Annotated in this window: 20 protein-coding genes; 16 read left to right on the forward strand and 4 right to left on the reverse strand. The window is 68.2% G+C overall.

The features are described from left to right. From OHA77_RS36865 to pssA, 4 genes are all read left to right on the forward strand, one after another. On the forward strand, positions 1-1,152 hold the full coding sequence (locus OHA77_RS36865; protein ID WP_406313834.1) for a glycosyltransferase family 4 protein: 1,152 nt from the start codon (positions 1-3) through the stop codon (positions 1,150-1,152). A gap of 190 nt (positions 1,153-1,342) precedes the next feature. Further along, on the forward strand, positions 1,343-2,335 hold the full coding sequence (locus tag OHA77_RS36870; RefSeq protein WP_406313835.1) for a TerC family protein: 993 nt from the start codon (positions 1,343-1,345) through the stop codon (positions 2,333-2,335). Between the two features lie 129 nt (positions 2,336-2,464). Continuing rightward, positions 2,465-3,112 (forward strand): phosphatidylserine decarboxylase, encoded by a 648-nt coding sequence (locus OHA77_RS36875; RefSeq protein ID WP_406313836.1) that lies wholly within the window; start codon positions 2,465-2,467, stop codon positions 3,110-3,112. After that, on the forward strand, positions 3,099-3,929 hold the full coding sequence (gene pssA, locus OHA77_RS36880; protein ID WP_326823578.1) for a CDP-diacylglycerol--serine O-phosphatidyltransferase: 831 nt from the start codon (positions 3,099-3,101) through the stop codon (positions 3,927-3,929). The genes OHA77_RS36875 and pssA overlap by 14 nt, the downstream gene beginning before the upstream one ends. Before the next feature lie 126 nt (positions 3,930-4,055). On the opposite strand, the gene OHA77_RS36885 is transcribed toward pssA, so the two are convergent. Together OHA77_RS36885 and OHA77_RS36890 are read right to left on the reverse strand one after the other, a co-directional pair. Further along, positions 4,056-4,697, reverse strand: a complete 642-nt coding sequence (locus OHA77_RS36885) for an MBL fold metallo-hydrolase (RefSeq protein WP_406319935.1) — start codon at positions 4,695-4,697, stop codon at positions 4,056-4,058. Positions 4,698-4,903: 206 nt separating this feature from the next. Further along, positions 4,904-5,731: a maleylpyruvate isomerase family mycothiol-dependent enzyme gene (locus OHA77_RS36890; protein WP_406313837.1), complete on the reverse strand. Its 828-nt coding sequence runs from the start codon at positions 5,729-5,731 to the stop codon at positions 4,904-4,906. 283 nt (positions 5,732-6,014) lie between these two features. Between OHA77_RS36890 and uvrA the strand changes: the two genes are divergently transcribed. From uvrA to OHA77_RS36950, 12 genes are all read left to right on the forward strand, one after another. Continuing rightward, the gene (uvrA, locus tag OHA77_RS36895; protein ID WP_406313838.1) at positions 6,015-8,855 is read left to right on the forward strand and encodes an excinuclease ABC subunit UvrA; all 2,841 of its coding nucleotides are present in this window, start codon (positions 6,015-6,017) and stop codon (positions 8,853-8,855) included. A gap of 109 nt (positions 8,856-8,964) precedes the next feature. Then, the gene (locus OHA77_RS36900) at positions 8,965-9,366 is read left to right on the forward strand and encodes a Rieske (2Fe-2S) protein (RefSeq protein ID WP_326823574.1); all 402 of its coding nucleotides are present in this window, start codon (positions 8,965-8,967) and stop codon (positions 9,364-9,366) included. A gap of 139 nt (positions 9,367-9,505) precedes the next feature. After that, the gene (locus OHA77_RS36905; RefSeq protein ID WP_406313839.1) at positions 9,506-9,982 is read left to right on the forward strand and encodes a Rieske (2Fe-2S) protein; all 477 of its coding nucleotides are present in this window, start codon (positions 9,506-9,508) and stop codon (positions 9,980-9,982) included. Between the two features lie 198 nt (positions 9,983-10,180). Then, entirely contained in the window at positions 10,181-12,115 is a 1,935-nt protein-coding gene (gene uvrC, locus OHA77_RS36910) for an excinuclease ABC subunit UvrC (protein WP_406319936.1), read from the forward strand. Continuing rightward, on the forward strand, positions 12,115-12,987 hold the full coding sequence (rapZ, locus tag OHA77_RS36915) for an RNase adapter RapZ (RefSeq protein ID WP_326823572.1): 873 nt from the start codon (positions 12,115-12,117) through the stop codon (positions 12,985-12,987). The genes uvrC and rapZ overlap by 1 nt, the downstream gene beginning before the upstream one ends. Further along, complete coding sequence (gene yvcK / locus OHA77_RS36920) at positions 12,984-13,919, forward strand: uridine diphosphate-N-acetylglucosamine-binding protein YvcK (protein ID WP_326823571.1); 936 nt, start codon at positions 12,984-12,986, stop codon at positions 13,917-13,919. Before rapZ ends, yvcK begins: the two co-directional genes overlap by 4 nt. A gap of 93 nt (positions 13,920-14,012) precedes the next feature. Then, positions 14,013-14,993: a DNA-binding protein WhiA gene (whiA, locus tag OHA77_RS36925; protein WP_184758269.1), complete on the forward strand. Its 981-nt coding sequence runs from the start codon at positions 14,013-14,015 to the stop codon at positions 14,991-14,993. A gap of 344 nt (positions 14,994-15,337) precedes the next feature. Next, positions 15,338-16,342, forward strand: coding sequence for a type I glyceraldehyde-3-phosphate dehydrogenase (gene gap / locus OHA77_RS36930; RefSeq protein ID WP_326827117.1), 1,005 nt, complete (start codon positions 15,338-15,340; stop codon positions 16,340-16,342). Then, positions 16,342-17,529: a phosphoglycerate kinase gene (locus OHA77_RS36935; protein ID WP_406313840.1), complete on the forward strand. Its 1,188-nt coding sequence runs from the start codon at positions 16,342-16,344 to the stop codon at positions 17,527-17,529. Before gap ends, OHA77_RS36935 begins: the two co-directional genes overlap by 1 nt. Positions 17,530-17,659: 130 nt before the next feature. Beyond that, positions 17,660-18,421 (forward strand): triose-phosphate isomerase, encoded by a 762-nt coding sequence (tpiA, locus tag OHA77_RS36940; RefSeq protein WP_406313841.1) that lies wholly within the window; start codon positions 17,660-17,662, stop codon positions 18,419-18,421. A gap of 134 nt (positions 18,422-18,555) precedes the next feature. Further along, a complete protein-coding gene (gene secG, locus OHA77_RS36945; RefSeq protein ID WP_326823569.1) occupies positions 18,556-18,786 on the forward strand; it encodes a preprotein translocase subunit SecG in 231 nt (76 codons plus the stop codon). Between the two features lie 95 nt (positions 18,787-18,881). After that, on the forward strand, positions 18,882-19,229 hold the full coding sequence (locus OHA77_RS36950; protein WP_012892502.1) for an RNA polymerase-binding protein RbpA: 348 nt from the start codon (positions 18,882-18,884) through the stop codon (positions 19,227-19,229). 531 nt (positions 19,230-19,760) lie between these two features. Here the strand turns inward: OHA77_RS36950 and OHA77_RS36955 are convergent. Together OHA77_RS36955 and OHA77_RS36960 are read right to left on the reverse strand one after the other, a co-directional pair. Next, positions 19,761-20,456: a response regulator gene (locus OHA77_RS36955; RefSeq protein WP_406313842.1), complete on the reverse strand. Its 696-nt coding sequence runs from the start codon at positions 20,454-20,456 to the stop codon at positions 19,761-19,763. Positions 20,457-20,487: 31 nt separating this feature from the next. Beyond that, positions 20,488-21,624 carry a sensor histidine kinase gene (locus OHA77_RS36960; protein ID WP_406313843.1) on the reverse strand — a complete coding sequence of 379 codons (1,137 nt, stop codon included), beginning with the start codon at positions 21,622-21,624 and terminating at the stop codon, positions 20,488-20,490. Between the last annotated feature and the right edge of the window lie 72 nt (positions 21,625-21,696).

The raw sequence follows: 21,696 nt of genomic DNA on the forward strand, positions 1-21,696 counted from the left end.
ATGGCTGACTCGGGTTCACGACTGGCCTTCGTGCTGGGCACCAGCGCGGGCGGGGTGGGGCGGCATGTGGCCATGCTGGCCGGAGGGCTGGTGCGGAGGGGGCATCAGGTGGTCGTGGCCGGGCCGCCGGACACCGAGGACGCCTTCGGGTTCGGCCGGCTGGGGGCACGGTTCGTCCCGGTGCCGATCTCGGATCGGCCCCGGCCGCGTGGCGACCTGCGTGCGGTGCGGGCCCTGCGGGCGCTGCGTGGGGCGCACGCCGTACACGCTCATGGACTGCGGGCCGGCGCGCTGGCCGCGCTCGCCCTGACCGGAACCCGGACCGGCCTGGTGGTGACCCTCCACAACGCCGCCACGGCGGGCGGCGCGATCGGCGCGGTCTACGGGGCTCTCGAGCGGATCGTCGCCCGCCGCGCCGATCGGATCCTGGTGGTCTCTCCCGATCTGGGGGAGCGGATGACGGCGCTGGGCGCCAGGTGGGTGGAGGCGGCCGTGGTCCCCGCGCCCGCATTGGTGCCGTCCGGACGCAGCAGGGAGGAGATCCGCACCGAACTCGGCATCGGGGACCGGCCCGTCCTCCTGACGGTCGCCAGGCTCGCCCAGCAGAAGGGGCTGGAGGTTCTGCTCGACGTCGCCGCCGCCTTCGGGCCGGGCCGCCCGCCCACCGGGCCGGCGTCGCGGGCGATCTTCCTGGTCGCCGGTGAGGGGCCGTTGCTCCATGAGTTGCAGAGCCGCATCGACAGGGAGGACCTGCCGGTGCGACTCCTGGGCGCCCGCGGGGATGTCGTGGACCTGCTCGGGATCGCGCGGGCCCTCCTGGTGCCCAGCCGGTGGGAGGGGCAGCCGCTCGTCGTCCAGGAGGCTCTGCGGGCCGGGACGCCGGTGATCGCCACCGCGGTGGGCGGTGTCCCCTCGATGGTGGGGGAGGGCGGGCTTCTGGTGCGCTACGGGGACGTCGCCGCGACGCACGACGCGGTGGGGAGAGTGCTCGCCGACGACGAACTCGCCGGAGTCCTGGCCGCGGCGGCTGCCGGAAGGGGCGCCGAACTGCCCGGTCCGGAACAGGCGCTGGACGCCGTGCTGGCGGTGTACGGCGGCCTCTCCCGGGAATATGAACATGGTTCGAAAACCCAGGCTCCGCCTGATCGCTGAATTAGGCGCTTCCAAGCGTCACACCTATACTGGCTTGGTTAGGGGGGGAGTATCCCTTCGTGACAGTCTCGTCATCACGGTGCTGCCTCGCTCCACGAGGCCCCCGGGGCTGTCGGTCCGCATGTGGCTTCTCGCGGGCGGGAGAGACCTCCGGCAGTCAGTCGTGCGCGCCGCCGGAGGGTTATTCATTGTGACTGTTCCTTTTTGGGCATGGATCGCCGTTATCGGTGGTCTCCTTGTGGTTCTGGCCCTGGATCTCTGGATCGTCGACCGGGGTGAGCCCCGGGAGTTCTCCATGAAGCAGGCCAGTGCCTGGGTCTCCTTCTATGTCGCCCTGGCCGTCGTCTTCGGCGTCGTGTTGTGGATCTTCGGTGGACCGACCCCGGCAGGGCAGTTCTTCGCCGGTTACATCACCGAGTACAGCCTGAGCGTGGACAACCTCTTCATCTTCTACATCATCATGACCCGCTTCGCGGTGCCCAAGATTCACCAGCACAAGGTGCTGCTGGTCGGCATCCTGATGGCCCTGGTGATGCGCGGTGCCTTCATCGCCATCGGCGCCGCCGCCCTGGCGAGCTTCAGCTGGCTGTTCTATGTCTTCGGCCTGTTCCTGATCTACACCGCGGTGCAGCTGGTCCGCCAGCACGGCCACGATGACGACGAGTACAAGGAGAACGCGGTCCTGCGCTGGGCACGGCGGGTGCTGCCGCACACCGACGACTACGTGGGCTCCAGGGTCATCGTCAAGATCGACGGCAAGCGCATGGTCACCCCCCTGCTGATCGTGATGGTCGCCATCGGCACCACGGACCTGCTCTTCGCGCTCGACTCCATTCCCGCGATCTTCGGACTCACCACCGACGCCTTCATCGTCTTCAGTGCCAACGCGTTCGCCCTGATGGGGCTGCGTCAGCTCTACTTCCTGCTGGGTGGTCTGCTGCAGCGCCTGATCTACCTGAGCTACGGTCTCGCGTTCATCCTCGGTTTCATCGGGGTTAAGCTGATTCTCGAGGCGCTGCACTCCAGTGGCGTCTCCTGGGCGCCCGAGGTGCCCATCTGGCTGTCGTTGTCGGTCATCGGCGTCACCATGGTGATCACTACTGTGGCCAGCCTGATAAAGATCCGTCGCGACGGACGCGAAAGCAAGGAAACCACCACCTCCGCGAGTGGCACGCAGGGCTAGCGGATCGGCGCGTGAGGGGCTTTGCTTGTCTGGTTGCGCCATACAAGGGCAGAGAAGATGGGTAGCATCCTGCCTCAAGGCAGGTAGATATACCGGTCTAATGCCGCAAGACATGACAAAAGGTTCCCTGTGTCCCACGATTCTGCAAGCCACCAGCCAGGCCGGGTACGGCTGGCGCGTGGCGTCTCCCCGTGGTTGCTCCCGACCGTGGCCGCCGCCGCAGCGACCTCACTGCTCAGCCGTCGTGACCGGCGTTGGGCGCTGGCGGCGGCTCCCCTGACCGTGCTCACCGGTGGCATGCTCTGGTTCTTCCGCGATCCGGAGCGCACGCCAGGTCCCGCGCGGATCCTGTCGCCCGCCGACGGTGTGGTGCAGAGCATCGATCCCTGGCCGGACGGCCGCACGAGGGTGGCCATCTTCATGAGCCCTCTCGACGTGCACGTCAACCGTGCGCCGCTGGCCGCCACGGTCACCTCGATGGAGCATGTGGCCGGGGGGTTCCTGCCCGCCTTCAACAAGGACAGCGACAAGAACGAGCGGGTCGTCTGGCATCTGGACACCGCGCTCGGTGACATCGAGCTGGTCCAGATCGCCGGGGCGGTCGCACGCCGCATCGTGCCCTACGTGACGACAGGGGCGAAGGTGGCCAGAGCCGAGAGGATCGGGCTCATCCGGTTCGGCTCGCGTGTGGACCTCTACCTCCCCGAGGGGGTCGCTCCTGCTGTGTCGGTCGGGCAGCGGACCGTCGCGGGGGTGACCGGACTTGACCACGGCTGACGCGAGCTGGCCGCTGGATGAGACGGACGACGAGCCGCGAGGACCCGTCGGCAAGGCGTTCCGGCTCTCGGCTGCGGACTCCCTCTCCCTGGGCAACGCGCTGTGCGGCTTTCTCGCCGTCTGCGTGCTGGCCTGGTCGGCGATCAACCAGCTCCAGACGAACGGGAAGTTCGCAGCCGTTCCCCAGTTTTTCGGCACCGCGGTGGTGCTTCTCCTGATCGGCGCCACCTGCGATCTGTTCGACGGCCTGGTGGCACGCAAGTTCCGCGCCTCGGCGATGGGAGCGGAGCTGGACAACCTGGCCGATGTGATCAGCTTCGGCTTCGCACCCGCCTTCATGGTGGTCATCTGGGGTGGTTTCACCCATAAGGTGCCGTTCCCGCTGGTGATGGTCGCCGCTGCGTCGGTGCTGCTGGCCGGAGTGATCCGGCTGGCCCGCTTCGCCTGTGTGAAGACCACGAGCGGTGACTTCATGGGCCTGCCCATTCCCATGGGCGCCATGACGGTGGTCTCGATCGTTCTGCTGTTCCCGCCGTCGATCGTGACCCTGCTGCCCATTTTCGGGGTGGCCTACCTCATGGTGAGCCGGATCGAATACCCCAAGCCCAAGGGCAACCTGGCCGCGGCCGTGCTCGCCTGGATGATGATCAACGTCGCATGCCTGACCATCTGGGCCGCGGGACTGGCCGGGGGTGACACGCTGATCAAGGTCGGCGCCATCATGCAGGTGACCATCGTGGCCGCCATCCCGCTGCGTGTCCTGATGTTCAAGAGGGAGAAGCGCAAGGAACGCAAGGAGTCCGAGAGCCTCACCTGACGGATGGCGGCACACGGCCTCCGCCGCGGAGCCTGTTTGCCGATCTCCGTACGGCCCGCGTGATGGAGTGGTCGCAGGCCGATCCGCATGGCCGGCGCCTTGTGCGCCGGCCATGCGGGCGGGCGATCACCAGCCTCGCTCCCGCCAGGCCGGCAGCGAGGGCCGTTCGGCGCCGAGCGTGGTGTCCCTGCCGTGACCCGGATACACCCAGGTCTCGTCGGGCAGCCGGTCGAAGACGCGTTCCGACACGTCCGTGAACAACTGGTCGAAGCGCTCCGGATCCTTGTTGGTGTTGCCGACACCACCGGGGAAGAGGGAGTCGCCGGTGAACAGATGGCCGGGGTGGTGCAGGGCGATCGAGCCCGGCGTGTGTCCCCGCAGATGGATCACTTCCAACGTGACCGCGCCCACGGTGATCCCGTCGCCGTGTTCGACCTCCAGGTCCACCGGCACCGGCAGGGCGGCCGCGTCGAGGGGGTGCGCGACCACCGCCGCGCCCGTCGCACCGGCGACCTCCTCCAGCGCCTGCCAGTGGTCACCGTGCTGATGGGTGGTGATGATCTTGCTGATCGGCCGGTCCCCGATGAACGCCAGCAACCGGTCGGCGTCGGCGGCGGCGTCGATGAGCACGCCGTCGCCGGTTTCGTTGCATCGCACCAGGTAGGCGTTGTTGTCGAACGGGCCGACGGCCATCTTGGAGATCGTCAGGGCGGGCAGTTCGCGCACGTCGGCGGGACCGCCGACCTGCACGTCACCGGTGTACGTCATTATCAATACCTCCAGCGTGGAGACCCCCGTCGTCAGGCGGGGGAGGAAACGCGGCATGGTTCCGCGCTTCTGAATGGGTTGGGTGGCCGGTGGGTCTGCTGTCTTGTGTTCGAGGTGGCCATCTGGATCACACCTCCGGATCGTGACGGCCAGGGCTGGTCGACGCGGGGCTTCGAAACGCATCGCTGCACCTCAAGCCCCCTCCCTCAGGAGGGGGTCGTTGACGGATACTCCTCAGGAGGGGTGATGGGCAGGTGAAGGGGCGCAGTCCTGATCATCCATGGTGGTGGCGCGGGCAGCGGCCCGGCGTCGGCTCCGGTGGGCCGCTCGCCGTGTGACCCCTCCGGCATCACCCTGAGTCCCGTTCCCGGCGAGCGGCCGGTCAGCCAGCCCAGCAGGGTCCAGGCGTCGCCCTGCACCACCGGGCCCGATCCGAGCTCCCGCCAGATCTGATGGTGCTTGTCGCCCTCCTTGACCTCCTCGACCACGATCTCACTGACCGTGCTGAGCTCGTGCGGCCAGGACACCATCACGTCGTGCAGTTCCCTGCGGACGAACACCTCCGGCCAGTCGGCGCACGCGTAGCCCGCTCCCAGGTCAACGTGGTGCATCCCGATCTCGCGTATCCGGCGGACCAGCACGTACCAGGCCGGATGGCCGGGCGAGCGGATGCCGCCGACCAGCGTGGTCCATCCCTCCGCGGGCACCGCCTCGATGGCCTCGGCCAGACCCGCCGCACTCTCCTCCAGGTCGGCCAGCTGCTCCTTCGCGGGCCGTGCGGCTCCTGCCTCGATCCCGGCGTCGCGCGCCGCCGGATCGGGGTACTGGGGGGTGACGACCCCGGTTCTGGCCCAGGTCATGAGGTTCACGTGGCTGTCGGCGTTGCGCGCGACGTGGGTGAGCACGTGTCCCCGGGTCCAGCCGGGCAACCGGGAGGGGGCCGCGACGTCGTCGTCGGACAGGACGGCGGCGGTGGCGAGCAGACGGGCGGTGGAGATGGCCAACTCGGCCCGGAGCGTTTCCAGGACGTTCATCATGGCTCCTCGGACATGAGCCCCCGCCTTCGGGCGAGGAGGATCTCGCCTCACCACTCCATCATCTGGGCGGTGCTCCGGGCCAGGGCATAAACGATCGTGTTCCCGTGGTTGGAAGATGGGGCCGCGACATCAAGCGACCTCGATGACCCGCGGGAAGACCGTAGTCTGGAGACGGCGGGGAAACCCAGGACCCTCCGGACGCTGCTCCGAAAATTGTCGGACCCCGTCGCTAGTCTTCCCGCGACCGCTTTCAACCTTCTACAACGACGTCGGGACTGCAGTGGCTGACCGCCTCATCGTGCGTGGCGCACGCGAACACAACCTCAAGGACGTCTCGCTGGACCTGCCGCGAGACTCTCTGATCGTCTTCACCGGGCTGTCCGGCTCGGGTAAGTCCAGCCTGGCCTTCGACACCATTTTCGCCGAGGGCCAGCGCCGGTACGTCGAGTCGCTGTCGGCCTACGCCCGCCAGTTCCTCGGGCAGATGGACAAGCCCGATGTCGACTTCATCGAGGGGCTTTCGCCCGCGGTGTCGATCGACCAGAAGTCGACGAGCCGCAACCCGCGCTCGACGGTCGGCACGATCACCGAGGTCTACGACTACCTCCGCCTGCTCTGGGCACGCATCGGCAAGCCGCACTGCCCGCAGTGCGGCCGTACGATCGCCCGGCAGAGCCCGGAGCAGATCGTCGACCGGGTGATGGAGCTGCCGGAGGGCACCCGATTCCAGGTGCTCGCCCCGGTGATCCGCGGCCGCAAGGGCGAATATGCCGAGCTTTTCAGCCAGCTTCAGACCAAGGGCTTCGCCCGGGCCCGGGTCGACGGCACGGTGGTCCGGCTGGACGAGCCGCCGACGCTGAAGAAGCAGGAGAAGCACGACATCGAGGTGATCGTCGACCGGCTGACGGTCAAGGAGAGCGCGCGCAGCCGGCTCACCGGTTCTGTGGAGACCGCTCTGCAGCTTTCCGGTGGCACGATCACGTTGGAGTTCGTCGACCTCCCCGAAAACGATCCGAACCGTGAGCGCTTCTACTCCGAGCACCTCTACTGCCCCTATGACGACCTCTCGTTCGAGGAGCTGGAGCCTCGTTCGTTCTCCTTCAACTCGCCCTTCGGAGCCTGTACCGAGTGCACCGGCCTCGGGGTGCGGATGGAGGTCGACCCCGACCTGATCGTGCCCGATCCGGAGAAGGCGCTGGACGACGGCGCGATCTCCCCGTGGGCGGGCGGGCACACCAGCGACTACTTCGTCCGTCTCGTCGAGGCTCTCGGCCTCACGATGGGCTTCAAGATCACCACCCCGTGGGAGAGGCTTCCGAAGAAGGCGCAGAACGCCCTGCTGCACGGTTACGGCGAGCAGGTCCATGTCCGCTACAGCAACCGCTACGGCCGTGAGCGCTCCTACTACACCACCTTCGAAGGAGTCATCCCCTGGGTGCAGCGCCGCCATGCCGAGTCCGAGAGCGACGGCATGCGGGAGAAGTACGAAGGCTACATGCGGGAGATCCCCTGCCCGGCCTGTAAGGGGGCCAGGCTCAAGCCGGTCTCCCTGGCCGTGACGGTGGACGACCGTTCGATCGCCGACGTCTCGGCGATGTCGATCGGTGACTGCGCGGCGTTCCTGGCCAAGCTGGAGCTGTCCGACCGGGACATGCAGATCGCCGAACGGGTGGTCAAAGAGATCAACGCCAGGATGGGCTTCCTGCTGGACGTGGGTCTCGACTACCTGACCATGGACCGCGCGTCGGGCACCCTCGCCGGAGGCGAGGCCCAGCGCATCCGGCTGGCCACCCAGATCGGCTCGGGCCTGGTCGGTGTGCTCTACGTGCTCGACGAGCCGTCCATCGGCCTGCACCAGCGTGACAACCAGCGGCTGCTGGAGACCCTGATCCGGTTGCGGGACATGGGCAACACGCTCATCGTGGTCGAGCACGACGAGGACACCATCGCCGCGGCCGACTGGGTGGTGGACATCGGTCCCGGCGCAGGTGAGCACGGTGGCCAGGTCGTCGTCTCCGGCACGGTGGCCGATCTGCTGTCCTCCGAGGACTCGATGACGGGCGCCTACCTGTCCGGGCGCAAGAGCATCGCCGTCCCCGCCCACCGCCGCAAGCGTGACAAGAAGCGGCAGATCACGGTGAAGGGCGCCCGCGAGCACAACCTCAGGGGCGTGGACGTGGAGTTCCCCCTCGGGGTGTTCACCGCGGTCACCGGCGTCTCCGGGTCCGGCAAGTCCACACTGGTCAACGACATCCTCTACAACGCCCTGGCCAAGGAGCTCAACGGCGCACGGACGGTCCCCGGCCGCCACTCGCGGATCAACGGGATGGACCTCGTCGACAAGGTCGTGCACGTCGACCAGTCGCCGATCGGGCGCACCCCCCGATCCAACCCGGCGACCTACACCGGTGTCTTCGACAAGGTCCGCGACCTGTTCGCGCAGACCACCGAGGCCAAGGTCCGCGGCTACCAGAAGGGCCGGTTCAGCTTCAACGTCAAGGGTGGCCGATGTGAGGCCTGCTCGGGTGACGGCACCATCAAGATCGAGATGAACTTCCTGCCGGACGTCTACGTGCCGTGTGAGGTCTGTCACGGCGCGCGATACAACCGGGAGACCCTGGAGGTCCACTACAAGGGCAAGACGATCTCCGAGGTGCTCGACATGCCGATCGAGGAGGCACTCGGCTTCTTCGACGCGATCCCGTCGATCAAGCGCTACCTGCAGACGCTGAACGACGTCGGCCTGGGCTATGTCCGGCTGGGGCAGCCGGCCACGACGTTGTCCGGCGGTGAGGCGCAGCGCGTCAAGCTCGCCTCCGAACTGCAGCGCCGTTCCACCGGCCGGACGATCTACGTGCTGGACGAGCCGACCACGGGCCTGCACTTCGAGGACATCCGGCGGTTGCTGGGCGTGCTCGGCAAGCTCGTCGACGGTGGCAACACGGTCATCGTCATCGAGCACAACCTTGACGTGATCAAGACCGCCGACTGGGTGATCGATATGGGGCCCGAAGGGGGCTCCCGGGGTGGCAACCTGCTCGCCACCGGTACGCCCGAAGAGATCGCCCTGGTCGAGGACAGCCACACCGGACGATTCCTGCGCAAGATCCTCGGCAGCTGAGGTCGGATGGGGAACCGGGCTACCGCGTCAATACCCTTGACGCGGTAGCCCGGTTTTGGCGGGAGATGTTGCGAGAAGGGCCGCGATGAACGGCAGTGGAGGTTCCCCCATGCCCACCCGCAGGTATGTGATCGGCGCCACGGCGGCCGTGGCGTGCGGGGCGGCGCTCACCGGCTGCGCCGACGGCGAACCCGGTCCCGGTATCGTGCCGCCGGGTATCAAGGGCAAGGTCATCGCCCGGACGGCCGACGTGCCGGTGGGCGGCGGCAAGGTCATCGGCAAGTGGAAGATCGTGATCACTCAGCCCTCCGCCGGGGTGTTCAAGGCGTTCACCGCGAGCTGCCCGCACAAGGGCTGCTCGGTCGGCCGGGTCGCGGACGGTGTCATCCGCTGCCCATGCCACGGCAGCGAGTTCGCCGCCGACTCCGGTAAGTGCCTCAAGGGTCCGGCTGAGGCCCCGTTGGTCGAGTTCGCGCTCAAAGTCGACGGGGACGGCATCGTGGTGATCTGACCCGGCCACCGGGAGATGGCGATAAATACTCCCAAGGCGTAAATCTTCACAGTCCTCTGACAAGAGGTACGGCATGCTGAACCGGCAGCGGGGGTGCAGCCGTAACCGAAGATGAAGCTGAGGACTCTGGAGGATGACCATGACTGATACGACGCGTCGCGCGGTGATGCTGGGCGCGGGAGGTGCCGGGATGGTGGCGGTGCTGACGGCGTGCTCGGGTTACGGCGAGCCGGCCGCCGACGGGGGCTCGGAGACCGGGGCCGCGGCACCCTCGTCCGCTCCGGCGGCGAGTTCGAGCACGGGAGCGGACGCCGGGGCGGGCTCGGGGGCGAAGGTGCTGGCCAAGGCCGGGGACATCCCCGAGGGGGGCGGCAAGGTCTTCAAGGGGGACAAGGTGGTGGTGACCCAGCCGAAGGCCGGAGAGTTCAAGGCCTTCAGCTCTGTCTGCACCCATCGAGGGTGTGATGTCGCCTCCGTCTCGGAGGGCGTGATCAACTGCCCGTGCCACGGCAGCAAGTTCAAGATCGAAGACGGTTCCGTCGTCAACGGCCCGGCCGACAAGCCCCTGCCCGAGAAGGCGATCAAGGTCGAGGGCGACTCCATCACCCTGGCCTGAGCACCTCCCGCGGCGCCGGCCCGGGGCAGGCGGACCCGGCACGGGCGGCGCGGATCGTGTCACGCGGGCGGTCCCCGCGCCGGTGCCACGGGGGCGGGCGCGGGGACCGCGTGCCGCGGAGATGCCGGGTCCGATAGGGGCTTCCGGCGAAGGAATCCTGTCGGTGAAGGCCGATAGGCTTTCAGCGTGGTGAGATCTGTGGTTGGTCCGGCGCGTTTCCGTCCCAGTTCGGGGTCGATTCCCGATTCACCGGGCGTCTACCGGTTCAGAGACGCCGACGACCGGGTCATCTATGTGGGCAAGGCCAAGAACCTGCGCCAGCGCCTCAACTCCTACTTCGCCGATTTCGCCGGTCTCCACCCGCGTACCCAGACGATGCTCACCACCGCCGTCGACGTCGACTGGACGGTGGTGGGCACCGAGGTCGAGGCGCTCCAGCTCGAATATTCCTGGATCAAGCAGTACGACCCGCGGTTCAACGTCAAATACCGCGACGACAAGTCCTATCCCTACCTCGCGGTCACCATGGGGGAGGAGTTCCCCCGGGTCCAGGTGATGCGGGGGGCCAGGCGCAAGGGAACCCGTTACTTCGGCCCCTACTCCCATGCATGGGCCATCAGGGAGACGGTCGACCTGCTGCTGCGGGTGTTCCCGATCAGGAGCTGCTCGGCGGGGGTGTTCAGGCGCGCGGGACAGATCGGCCGGCCCTGCCTGCTGGGTTACATCGACAAGTGCTCGGCGCCCTGCGTCGGCAGGGTCACCGCCCAGGAGCACCGGACACTGGCCGACGACTTCTGCGATTTCATGGCAGGCAACACCGGCAGGTTCATGAAGCGGCTGGAGCGGGAGATGCGTCAGGCCGCCGCGGACCAGGAATACGAGAGGGCCGCCCGGCTGCGCGACGACATCCAGGCGCTGCTGCGGGCGATGGAGAAGCAGGCCGTGGTGCTGGGGGAGGGCACCGACTGCGACGTGGTCGCGCTGGCTGAGGATCCACTGGAGGCGGCGGTCCAGGTGTTCTACGTCCGCGGTGGACGCATCAGGGGCCAGCGCGGATGGGTGGTCGACAAGGTCGAGGAGGCCGTGCCCGCCGAGCTGGTCGAGCAGTTCCTGCTGCAGATGTACGGAGACGCGGCTCCCGAGGCGCTGCCCAGGGAAGTGCTGGTCCCCGTCCTCCCGCCCGACGCGGAGGCGGTCACCGAGCTGCTCAGCGAGCACCGCAACGCCCGGGTGGAGATCCGTGTCCCGCAGCGTGGAGACAAGAAAACGCTGATGGAGACCGTCTGGCGCAATGCCATGGAGGCGCTGAAGCAGCACAAGCTCAAGCGGGCCAGTGACCTGACCACCCGGAGCAAGGCGTTGCAGGAGATCGCCGACGCGCTCGACCTGGACCAGGCGCCGCTGCGCATCGAGTGTTACGACGTCTCTCACATCCAGGGCACCAACGTGGTGGCGTCCATGGTGGTGTTCGAAGACGGTCTGGCCCGTAAGAGTGAATACCGCAGGTTCTCCGTCCGTTCCACCGAAGGTGACGTAGCCTCGATATACGAGGTGATTTCGCGCCGGTTCAAGCGTTACCTGGAGGAGCGCTCGGCCACCGGGGAGCTCGACACCGAACCCGATCCGGAGACGGGCCCGGAGACCGGCGCCGAACCGACCCTCGACCCGGAGACCGGCCGGCCGCGCAAGTTCGCCTATCCGCCCAACCTGGTCGTCGTGGACGGCGGGCCGGCCCAGGCGGCCGCCGCCCAGCGCGCCCTGGACGAGCTGGGTGTGGACGATGTGGCGGTCTGTGGCCTGGCCAAGAGACTGGAGGAGGTCTGGCTCCCGGGCGAGGATCTGCCGGTGATCCTTCCCCGGTCGAGTGAGGCTCTTTACCTCCTGCAGCGTGTACGTGACGAGGCCCATCGATTCGCCATCACCTACCATCGTTCGAAGCGGTCGAAGAGCGTCAAGGAAAGTGCCCTGGACGAGGTTCCCGGGCTCGGTCCGGCCCGCAGGCAAGCCCTGATCAAGCATTTCGGATCAGTGAAACGGCTACGGGAGGCGACCGCGGCCCAGATCTGTGAGATTCCCGGGATCGGCCCCGCTACGGCTGAGACGATCGTGTCGGCGTTGAAGGGGGAGAGCTGATGAAAGGAAGAGAGACCGCGTTCGTCATCGTCACCGGTATGTCGGGGGCGGGACGGAGCACCGCGGCCAAGGCACTGGAGGACCTGGGTTGGTTCGTCATCGACAACCTGCCGCCGGGCCTGCTGTTCGCCATGGCCGAGGAGGCGGGGCGGGTCAAGCTGGCCGCCGACAAGGTGGCCGCTGTGGTCGATGTGCGCAGCCTGGCCTTCACCACCGACCTGAACGCCGCGATCGAGGAGCTCGACGGCCGAGGCGTCGCCGTACGCGTGGTGTTCCTGGAGGCCAGTGACGAGGAGCTGGTCCGCAGGTTCGAGAACGTCCGCCGCCCGCATCCCTTGCAGGGAGAGGGCAGGCTGGTCGACGGGATCGCCCGTGAGCGCGGGATCCTGCGGGAGGTCCGGGCCAACGCCGACCTGGTCATCGACACCTCCAATCTCAACGTTCACGAACTCCGGGGTAAGATCGTCGCTTTCTTCGGCGGCGAGGACCGGCCGGGTCTACGGGTCAACGTGGTCTCCTTCGGCTACAAGTACGGCCTGCCCGTCGACGCCGACCTGGTCGTCGACTGCCGGTTCCTGCCCAACCCCCACTGGGTCCCTGAGCTCCGTCCGATGAACGGGCTCGATGCCCCCGTGCGGGAGTACGTTCTCAACCAGGCGGGTGCGAAGGAGCTCCTGGACGCCTATGAGGAGGTGTTCGGCATCATCGCGGCCGGTTACACCCGGGAGGGCAAGGGGTATGCCACGCTCGCCGTCGGCTGCACCGGAGGCAAGCACCGCAGTGTCGCCATGGCCGAGCAGATCGGCGGCCGGTTGCGAGACCGGGGTGGCATGGAGGTGCAGGTAAGTCATCGGGATGTGGGCCGGGAGTGATCGAAGATCTCAAGGTCGTCGCGCTGGGGGGAGGCCATGGGCTGTACGCGTCGCTGTCGGCGCTGCGCAGGGTCACCTCGGAGCTGACGGCGGTGGTCACCGTGGCCGACGACGGGGGTTCGAGCGGGCGGCTCCGCCGCGAGCTCGGTGTGCTCCCGCCGGGAGACCTGCGGATGGCACTGGCCGCCCTGTGCGGTGACGACGAGTGGGGACGGACCTGGAGCGAGGTCGTCCAGCACCGCTTCCGCAGTGAGGGCGAGCTGCACGGGCACGCGGTCGGCAACCTGCTGATCGTGGCGTTATGGGAGAAGCTCGGTGACACGGTCGCCGGGCTCGACTGGGTCGGCCGGCTGCTCGGCGCGCACGGACGGGTGCTGCCGATGTCCTCGGTGCCGCTCGACATCGCCGCGGAGGTCGAGCTGGACGGCCGGGTGAGCACCGTGCACGGTCAGGTGGCCTGCGCGCTCACGCCCGGCCGGGTCCAGGCCATCTCGCTGGTCCCCGAGGATCCGCCCGCCTGCCCCGAGGCGGTGCAGGCGATCCTGGACGCCGACTGGGTGGTCTTCGGGCCCGGTTCGTGGTTCACCAGCGTTCTGCCCCATCTCATGGTGCCGCAGCTGGCCGAGGCGTTGCACATCACCGAGGCGCGCCGTCTGGTGGCGCTGAATCTGGCGCCGCAGCCGGGGGAGACGGATGGTTTCTCTCCCCAGGAGCATCTGGAGGTGCTGCGCCGGCACGCGCCCTCCCTGGAGATCGACGTGGTGCTCGCCGACATCGGGGTGACAGAGGATCAGGAAGAGCTGGCGAAGGCGGCGGCGGAGTTCGGCGGGCGGCTCGTTCTGGCCGCGGTGGCGGATGAGGACGGCTCGCCGCGGCACGATGCGCAACGTCTTGCCTCCGTCCTGAACGAGATTTTCCGTGAGAAGCGTTGATCCTGGTCAGCGGTGCTCAGGAGTGCGAGAAACTTCTGTGAGCCTGGTTTATCTCGGGCCGCATGAGGTCTGTATGGGGGAGGACGAACGCACATGGCGATGACAGGTGTGGTCAAGGACGAGCTGAGCAGGCTGCCGGTTCTGAAGCCCTGCTGCCGCAAGGCCGAGGTGTCGACGCTCCTGCGGTTCGCGAGCGGGCTGCACCTGGTGGGCGGGCGGATCGTGATCGAGGCCGAGCTGGACACCAATGTCACGGCCAGGCGGCTCATCAAGGACATCGGCGAGGTGTTCGGTCACAAGGCGGAGGTGCTCGTCCTGGCCCCCGCGGGACTCCGCAAGGGGTCGAGATACGTGGTGCGCGTCTACCGCGACGGCGAGGCCCTGGCCCGCCAGACCGGGTTGATCGACAACCACGGCCGGCCGGTCCGCGGCCTGCCGCGCCAGGTCGTCGCGGGGGCGACCTGTGACGCCGAGGCCGCCTGGCGCGGAGCCTTCCTGGCGCACGGCTCGCTCACCGAGCCAGGTCGTTCCATGTCGCTGGAGGTCACCTGCCCCGGGCCGGAGGCGGCACTCGCGCTGGTCGGGTCCGCCCGGCGGTTGAAGATCCACGCCAAGGCCCGTGAGGTCCGCGGCGTCGACCGGGTCGTCGTCCGTGACGGCGACGCGATCAGCGCGCTGCTGACCCGGCTGGGCGCCCATGACAGCGTGCTGGCCTGGGAGGAGCGGCGGATGCGCCGTGAGGTGCGGGCGACGGCCAACCGCCTGGCCAACTTCGACGACGCCAACCTGCGCCGCTCGGCCCGGGCCGCGGTCGCCGCCGGGGCCCGGGTCCAGCGCGCCCTGGAGATCCTCGGCGAGGACGCCCCCGAGCATCTGGTGATCGCCGGCCGTCTCCGCGTCGAGCACAAGCAGGCCTCCCTGGAGGAGCTCGGCCAGCTCGCCGACCCGCCGCTGACCAAGGACGCCATCGCCGGCCGTATCCGCCGCCTGCTCGCCATGGCCGACAAGCGGGCCCAGGACATCGGCATCCCCAACACCGAGGCGAACCTCACGGTGGACATGCTGGCGCCGTAGGCCCGTTCGCGGACGGCTGAGGAGCCGGGCCCGAGGCGGACTCCCGGCTCCTCACCCCTCCGGCGCCGGTGCGCGGCGTTCTCCACGCGCGGACAGGTCCGGCCCCGGCCGCGATTTTCTTCCGTGTCATCGCAGGTCCTGCCGGTGCGGAGGGTAGCTGAAGTGACGGGTCGGGCACTCGACTTGAATAGTGCGATACGTGCCCATGGGGGAAGTAACACCATGCCCCACCCCACCAGTGGTCTAAACCAATTTGGGTCCGATAGGGTTCGTGGTTGAGGTTTCAGCCCGCCAAGTCGCCGGTCCGGTGGATCGGCGCACCGACGTACGAGGAGATCGGCACCGTGACCATCCGCGTAGGCGTCAACGGATTCGGCCGTATCGGCCGCAACTTCTGGCGTGCGGTCGCTGCCAGCGGCAAGGACATCGAGATCGTTGCGGTCAACGACCTGACCGACAACGCCACGCTCGCCCACCTGCTCAAGTACGACAGCATCCTCGGCCGTCTGCCGTACGAAGTGAAGAGCACCGCCGACGAGATCGTCGTCGACGGCAAGTCGATCAAGACCTTCGCCGAGCGCGACCCCGCCAAGCTGCCCTGGGGGGACCTCGGGGTGGACGTCGTGGTGGAGTCGACCGGCTTCTTCACCGACGCCAACAAGGCCCGGGTACACGCCGACAACGGCGCCAAGAAGGTCATCATCTCGGCTCCGGCCAAGAACGAGGACGTCACCATCGTGATGGGCGTCAACCAGGACACGTACGACCCGGCCAACCACACGATCATCTCCAACGCCTCGTGCACCACCAACTGCCTGGCTCCGCTGGCGAAGGTCCTCAACGACACCTTCGGCATCGAGAAGGGCCTGATGACCACCATCCACGCCTACACGCAGGACCAGAACCTGCAGGACGGCCCGCACAGCGACCTGCGTCGCGCCCGCGCCGCCGCGCTGAACATCGTGCCGACCTCGACCGGCGCCGCCAAGGCCATCGGCCTTGTGCTGCCCGAGCTCAAGGGCAAGCTCGACGGGTTCGCGCTGCGCGTGCCGATCCCCACCGGCTCGGCCACCGACCTCACCGTCGAGGTCCGCCGGGAGACCACGGTCGAAGAGGTCAACGCCGCGTTCAAGGCCGCCGCCGAGGGGCCGTTCAAGGGTTACCTGACCTACACCGAGGACCCGATCGTCTCCAGTGACATCGTCACGGACCCGTCCTCCTGCATCTTCGACTCCGGTCTGACCAAGGTGATCGGCAACCAGGTCAAGGTCGTCGGCTGGTACGACAACGAGTGGGGCTACTCCAACCGCCTCGGTGACCTCATCGAGCTGGTCGGCGCCGACCTCTGATGAAGGATCTGTCTGAGTTCGACGTGAAGGGTCGGCGCGTCCTTGTCCGCGCCGACCTCAACGTCCCCCTCGACGGGGACGTCATCACCGACGACGGCCGCATCCGGGCATCGGTTCCGACGATCAAGGAGCTCGCCGGCCAGGGTGCGCGCGTGATCGTCTGCGCCCATCTCGGTCGCCCGAAGGGCGAACCCGCCGCGAAGTATTCGCTGGCCCCCGTGGCGAAGCGGCTGAGCGAGCTGCTGGGCGCCGACGTCGCCTTCGCGACGGACGTGGTCGGGGAGTCGGCCCAGAGCGTCGTGGAGGCGCTCCAGGACGGCCAGGTGGCCCTGCTGGAGAACCTGCGATTCGAGCCGGGCGAGGAGTCCAAGGACGACGACCGGCGCGGGGCCTTCGCCGAGCGGTTGGCCGCGCTCGCCGAGATCTACGTCGGTGACGGCTTCGGCGCGGTGCACCGCAAGCACGCCAGCGTCTACGACGTGCCGCTGCTGCTGCCGCACGCGGCGGGCAGGCTTGTCGTGGCCGAGGTCGAGGTGCTCAAAAAGCTGACCGACGACCTCGCCAGGCCGTACGTCGTGGTGCTCGGCGGCGCCAAGGTCTCCGACAAGCTCGGCGTCATCGGCAACCTGCTCACCAAGGTCGACAGACTGCTCATCGGCGGTGGCATGGCCTACACCTTCCTGGCCGCCCAGGGCTACGAGGTCGGCCAGTCGCTGCTCCAGGCCGACCAGCTCGACCAGGTGCGCGGTTTCCTCAACGAGGCGACCAAGCGCGGTGTGGAGCTCGTCCTGCCGGTCGACGTGCTGGCGGCCACCGAGTTCGCCGAGGACGCCGAGTACGAAGTGGTCGACGCCACCGCGATCCCGGCTGATCGGCAGGGGCTCGACATCGGTCCGCGCACCCGCGAGCTGTTCGCGGGCAAGCTGGCCGACGCCGAGACGGTGTTCTGGAACGGCCCGATGGGTGTCTTCGAGTTCGAGGCGTTCTCCGGGGGAACCCGGGCCGTCGCCGAGGCGTTGACCCGATCGGAGGCCTTCACGGTCGTCGGCGGCGGCGACTCGGCCGCGGCCGTGCGCAAGCTCGGCCTTCCCGAGGACGGGTTCTCGCACATCTCCACCGGTGGCGGCGCCAGCCTCGAATACCTGGAAGGCAAGACCCTGCCCGGACTCGTCGCGCTGGAGGCATAGGAGTGGACCGACGCAGTGAGCATCGTGCCGTCCGGGTGTGCCCGTGGCACCACGGTTCGGTGGCAACGGGTGATTCGCAGAGTGGGCGAGGAGCGAGGAGCGACAGGTGAGCACAGCGCGCAGACCGCTCATGGCCGGCAACTGGAAGATGAACCTCAATCATCTCGAGGCCATCGCCCACACGCAGAAACTGTCGTTCGCGCTGAACGACAAGGACTTCGACAGGGTCGAGGTGGCGCTTCTGCCGCCGTTCACCGACATGCGCAGTGTGCAGACCCTGGTGGACGGTGACAAACTGCGGTTCGTGTACGGCGGGCAGGACCTGTCGCCGCACGACGGCGGTGCCTACACCGGAGACATCTCCGGAGCGATGCTCGCCAAGCTCGGCTGCACCTTCGTCCTGACCGGCCACTCCGAGCGTCGGCAGTATCACCACGAGGACGACGACCTGGTCAACGCCAAGGTGCAGGCGGCCTACCGGCACTCGCTCACGCCGATTCTGTGCGTCGGCGAGGGGCTGGCGGTCCGCCAGGCCGGCGGTCAGGTGGCCCACAGCGTCTCGCAGCTCGACGGGGCGCTCCGTAAGGTCACCGCCGATCAGGCCAGGTCCGTCGTGCTGGCCTACGAGCCGGTCTGGGCCATCGGCACCGGGGAGGTGGCCACGCCGGCCGACGCGCAGGAGGTCTGTTCGGCACTGCGTTCCCGACTCGCCGAGCTGTATGACGGCGAGGTGGCCGCCGCTGTCCGTATCCTTTACGGTGGCTCGGTCAAGTCTGACAACATCGCCGGCATCATGGCTCAACCCGATGTGGACGGTGCCCTGGTTGGTGGTGCCAGTCTCGATCCGGTGGAGTTCGTCAAGATTTGTCGCTTTGGCGAAATGTCCGGCTGAGTAGGGCCGTTTGGAGGGTACGACTTGACAGCACGTCGTACCCTCTTAGAGCAAGTTTGAATCGTCACGCCACAGGCGTCATAACAGGGACGCGCCCGGACGCGGGCCGCGCGTAAATAGGGAACAGGTCAACGGTGACAATCGGAATCTCCATCGCCCTCATTCTGGCGAGCATGCTGATGATCCTGCTTGTGTTGCTTCACAAGGGCAAGGGTGGTGGTCTGTCGGATCTGTTCGGCGGCGGTTTCTCGTCGTCGTTCGGGGGCTCCTCGGTCGTGGAGCGCAACCTCGACCGGCTCACCGTCATCACCGGTGTGGTCTGGTTCGTATGCATCATCGCGCTGGGCCTGCTTCTCAAGCCCTGACTCTCAAGCCCTGACCTGGCTTTTGCGAAGCGTGACAGTGGTTCAGCCCCCCGCATCCAACCGAGCGGTGGGGCCATCGAGCGAGGAGTTCATCCGTGGGTAGTGGCAACGCGATCCGTGGCAGTCGTGTCGGCGCCGGCCCGATGGGGGAGGCGGAGCGTGGCGAGGCGGCTCCCCGGGTAAGGGTTCCGTTCTGGTGCGCGAACATGCACGAGACGCGCCCCAGTTTCGCCAGCGACGCGGCCGTGCCGGAGTTCTGGGACTGCCCTCGGTGTGGTCTCCCGGCCGGCCAGGACGAGGCCAATCCCCCCGCGCCGCCGCGTAACGAGCCTTACAAGACGCACCTCGCATATGTGAAGGAGCGTCGCAGCGACAAGGACGGTGCCCAGATCCTGGCCGAGGCCCTGGAGCGGCTGCGCTCTTCCTCGCGCCCGATCTACTAGGGCGTTTTTCGTGGATCTTCGCCGTGGTGAGGGTCGGCCCGCCGGATGTCCCGCGAGTCGGGGGAAGAGCTCATAACTGAGTTGTGGGCGGCAAAGCCCCCGGCCCCACGGCAAACGCAGGGTTTGCGCAGCGTGTCCGTGGGGTGGGGCGACAACGTCGCTGGGCGCCGTCGGGGCGACCGCAGCAGGTGGAAAGATCAACAAAATATGTCATAGGCCCGATCCACCAGGTACGGCCTACCGAAAGCCCTCGCAGGATTGATCCGCGGGGGCTTTCGGCGTGTTGGCAGCAGGTTCGTTGAGCGGGGGCTCGTTGGGTGGGGCCTTCTCCGGTTGACGGCGTGGTCGTCGCCGTAGACGGCGGCTCCGCGGAGTGAGCAGGTGGCGCGGTGGCGGGCTTCGCGGAGTGAGCAGGTGGCGGGCCCCGCGGGGCGAGCAGGCAGGCGGGATGGCGTGCTCCGGGTCGGCCGCCGGCTCACCCTGCCGGGGCAGGGGAGGGGCACACGGGTCCGTGGACCCCGGGCAGGGATCTCAGACGTCCACTATGCCGCGGCGATAGGCGTAGGTGACGGCCTGGGCGCGGTCACGGGCCCCGATCTTGGCGAAGAGGTTGTTGATATGGGTCTTGACCGTCGCCTCGCTGATGAACAGGCCGGCGGAGATCTCCGCGTTGGATCGGCCCTGGGCGATGAGACGGAGGACCTCGGTCTCCCGCCGGGTCAGGCCGTCGGGCAGGTCGCCCTCCGCCCGGCCCCCGTTTTTACCGTGGCCGGGCGGGGCCGGCGGTGCCACGCCCGTTGAGACCGGCGGCGCCATGCTCTCCAGAAGGCGGCGCTGGACCGTGGGGTCGAGCTGGGCATCGCCCCTCATCACGGTGGCGATGGCTCGGGAGATCTCCGCCGCGTCGGCGCTCTTGGTCAGGAAACCCCTGGCCCCGGCCTGGAGGGCGGTGAACACCGAGTCGTCGTCGGAGTAGGTGGTCAGCACGACGACCTGGATGCCAGGATGGGCGGCGCGGATCCGTCTGGTGGCCTCGACGCCGTCCATCCTGGGCATCCTCAGGTCCATCAGCACCACGTCCGGCCGCTCGGCCTCGACCAGCCGCAGAGCCGCCTCACCGTCGCCGGCCGAGCCGACGACCTCGATGTCCGGCAGGAGTCCGAGCAGCAGCGTGAGCCCTTCACGCACGACCGTCTGGTCGTCGACCACGAGCACCCGGGCGGTCATATCGGCCGCCCCGGCACGGTCCGGCCAAGGATCACGACGACCCCGTCCCCAGCTCCCGGCCGGCCGACACGGGCAGTCTCAGTCGCACCCGGAATCCTCCGTCCACGTCTCCGGCCTCCAGGTCTCCACCGAGCAGTTCTGCTCTCTCCGCCATTCCCACGAGTCCATATCCTCCACCCGGGACCCCGGACCCCGAGCCGGCCGGGTTGGTCACCTCCAGCTCGAAGGCTCCCCTCTGGAAGCCCAGCCGTACGGCCGCCGCCGCTCCGGGAGCGTGACGGCCGACGTTGGTGAGGGCCTCCTGGGCGGTACGGATCACCGTGAGCTCGGTCTCCGGAGTGAGTCGGCGCTCGGCGCCGACCACCGTGAGTACGCAGTCCTGGCCTGTCGTGGCACGGAATTCCTCGGCCAGCAGTTGGAGCGCCGCAGGCAGTGGCGGGCTGTCCTCGCGCAGTGCCGAGACGGCTCTGCGGGCCTCCTCCAGGCCGGCCTTGGCCAGGTTCCTGGCCCGCTCGACCCGGTCCATCGCCTCCTCGGTCCGGTCGGCGCAGAGCAGCAGGCGCGCGCCTTCCAGATGCACGATCTGCGCGGACAGGGAGTGGGCCAGGATGTCGTGGATCTCCCTGGCGATCCGTGCCCGCTCGGCGAGCACGGCCTCCCTCGCCTCGGCCTTTCTGACCGCCCTGCGCTGCCGGATCGCGTAGGCGACCAGGAAGACCACGCAGACGTTGAAGCCCAAGGTCAGCTCCTGGTCCCAGTGCCGGTCGGTCACGCCGACCAGCAGCAGCCCGGTCAGGGCGAGCAGCCCGACGGTGAGCGCGTTGCCGAGCGGATACCTGAAGGCCGCTATTCCGACGGCGAGGAGCAGGGCGATGATGGCGGGGCCGGCGTCCGGAGAGATCGCGAGCAGCCCGAGCGAGGCCACCACGGCGGCGCTGAGCCTGACCGGGATTCCCGGAAGTGTGACCGGGCGCCGCATCCTAGAGGCGCCGGACAAGGGGGCGGCGGCGAGAGCCCCTGCGGCGGCCATGGTCAATCCCGCGGCGAGGAGCCCCCGCCCGGTGAAGGCCGAACCGTCCCACTGCGCGGACTGGCCGGCCACGAACACCACGATCACCAGCAGTCGTAAGGCGATCGGGATGATCGCGACTCCGCGAATCGTGGTCATGCCAGGAAGATACCGATAGATCGGCCGGTCTCTTATCCCGGGCCGTTCCCCCTACGGCGGAGCCGGGAGTGG

The sequence above is a fragment of the Streptosporangium sp. NBC_01639 genome (assembly GCF_045209755.1).
Lineage (GTDB): Bacteria > Actinomycetota > Actinomycetes > Streptosporangiales > Streptosporangiaceae > Streptosporangium.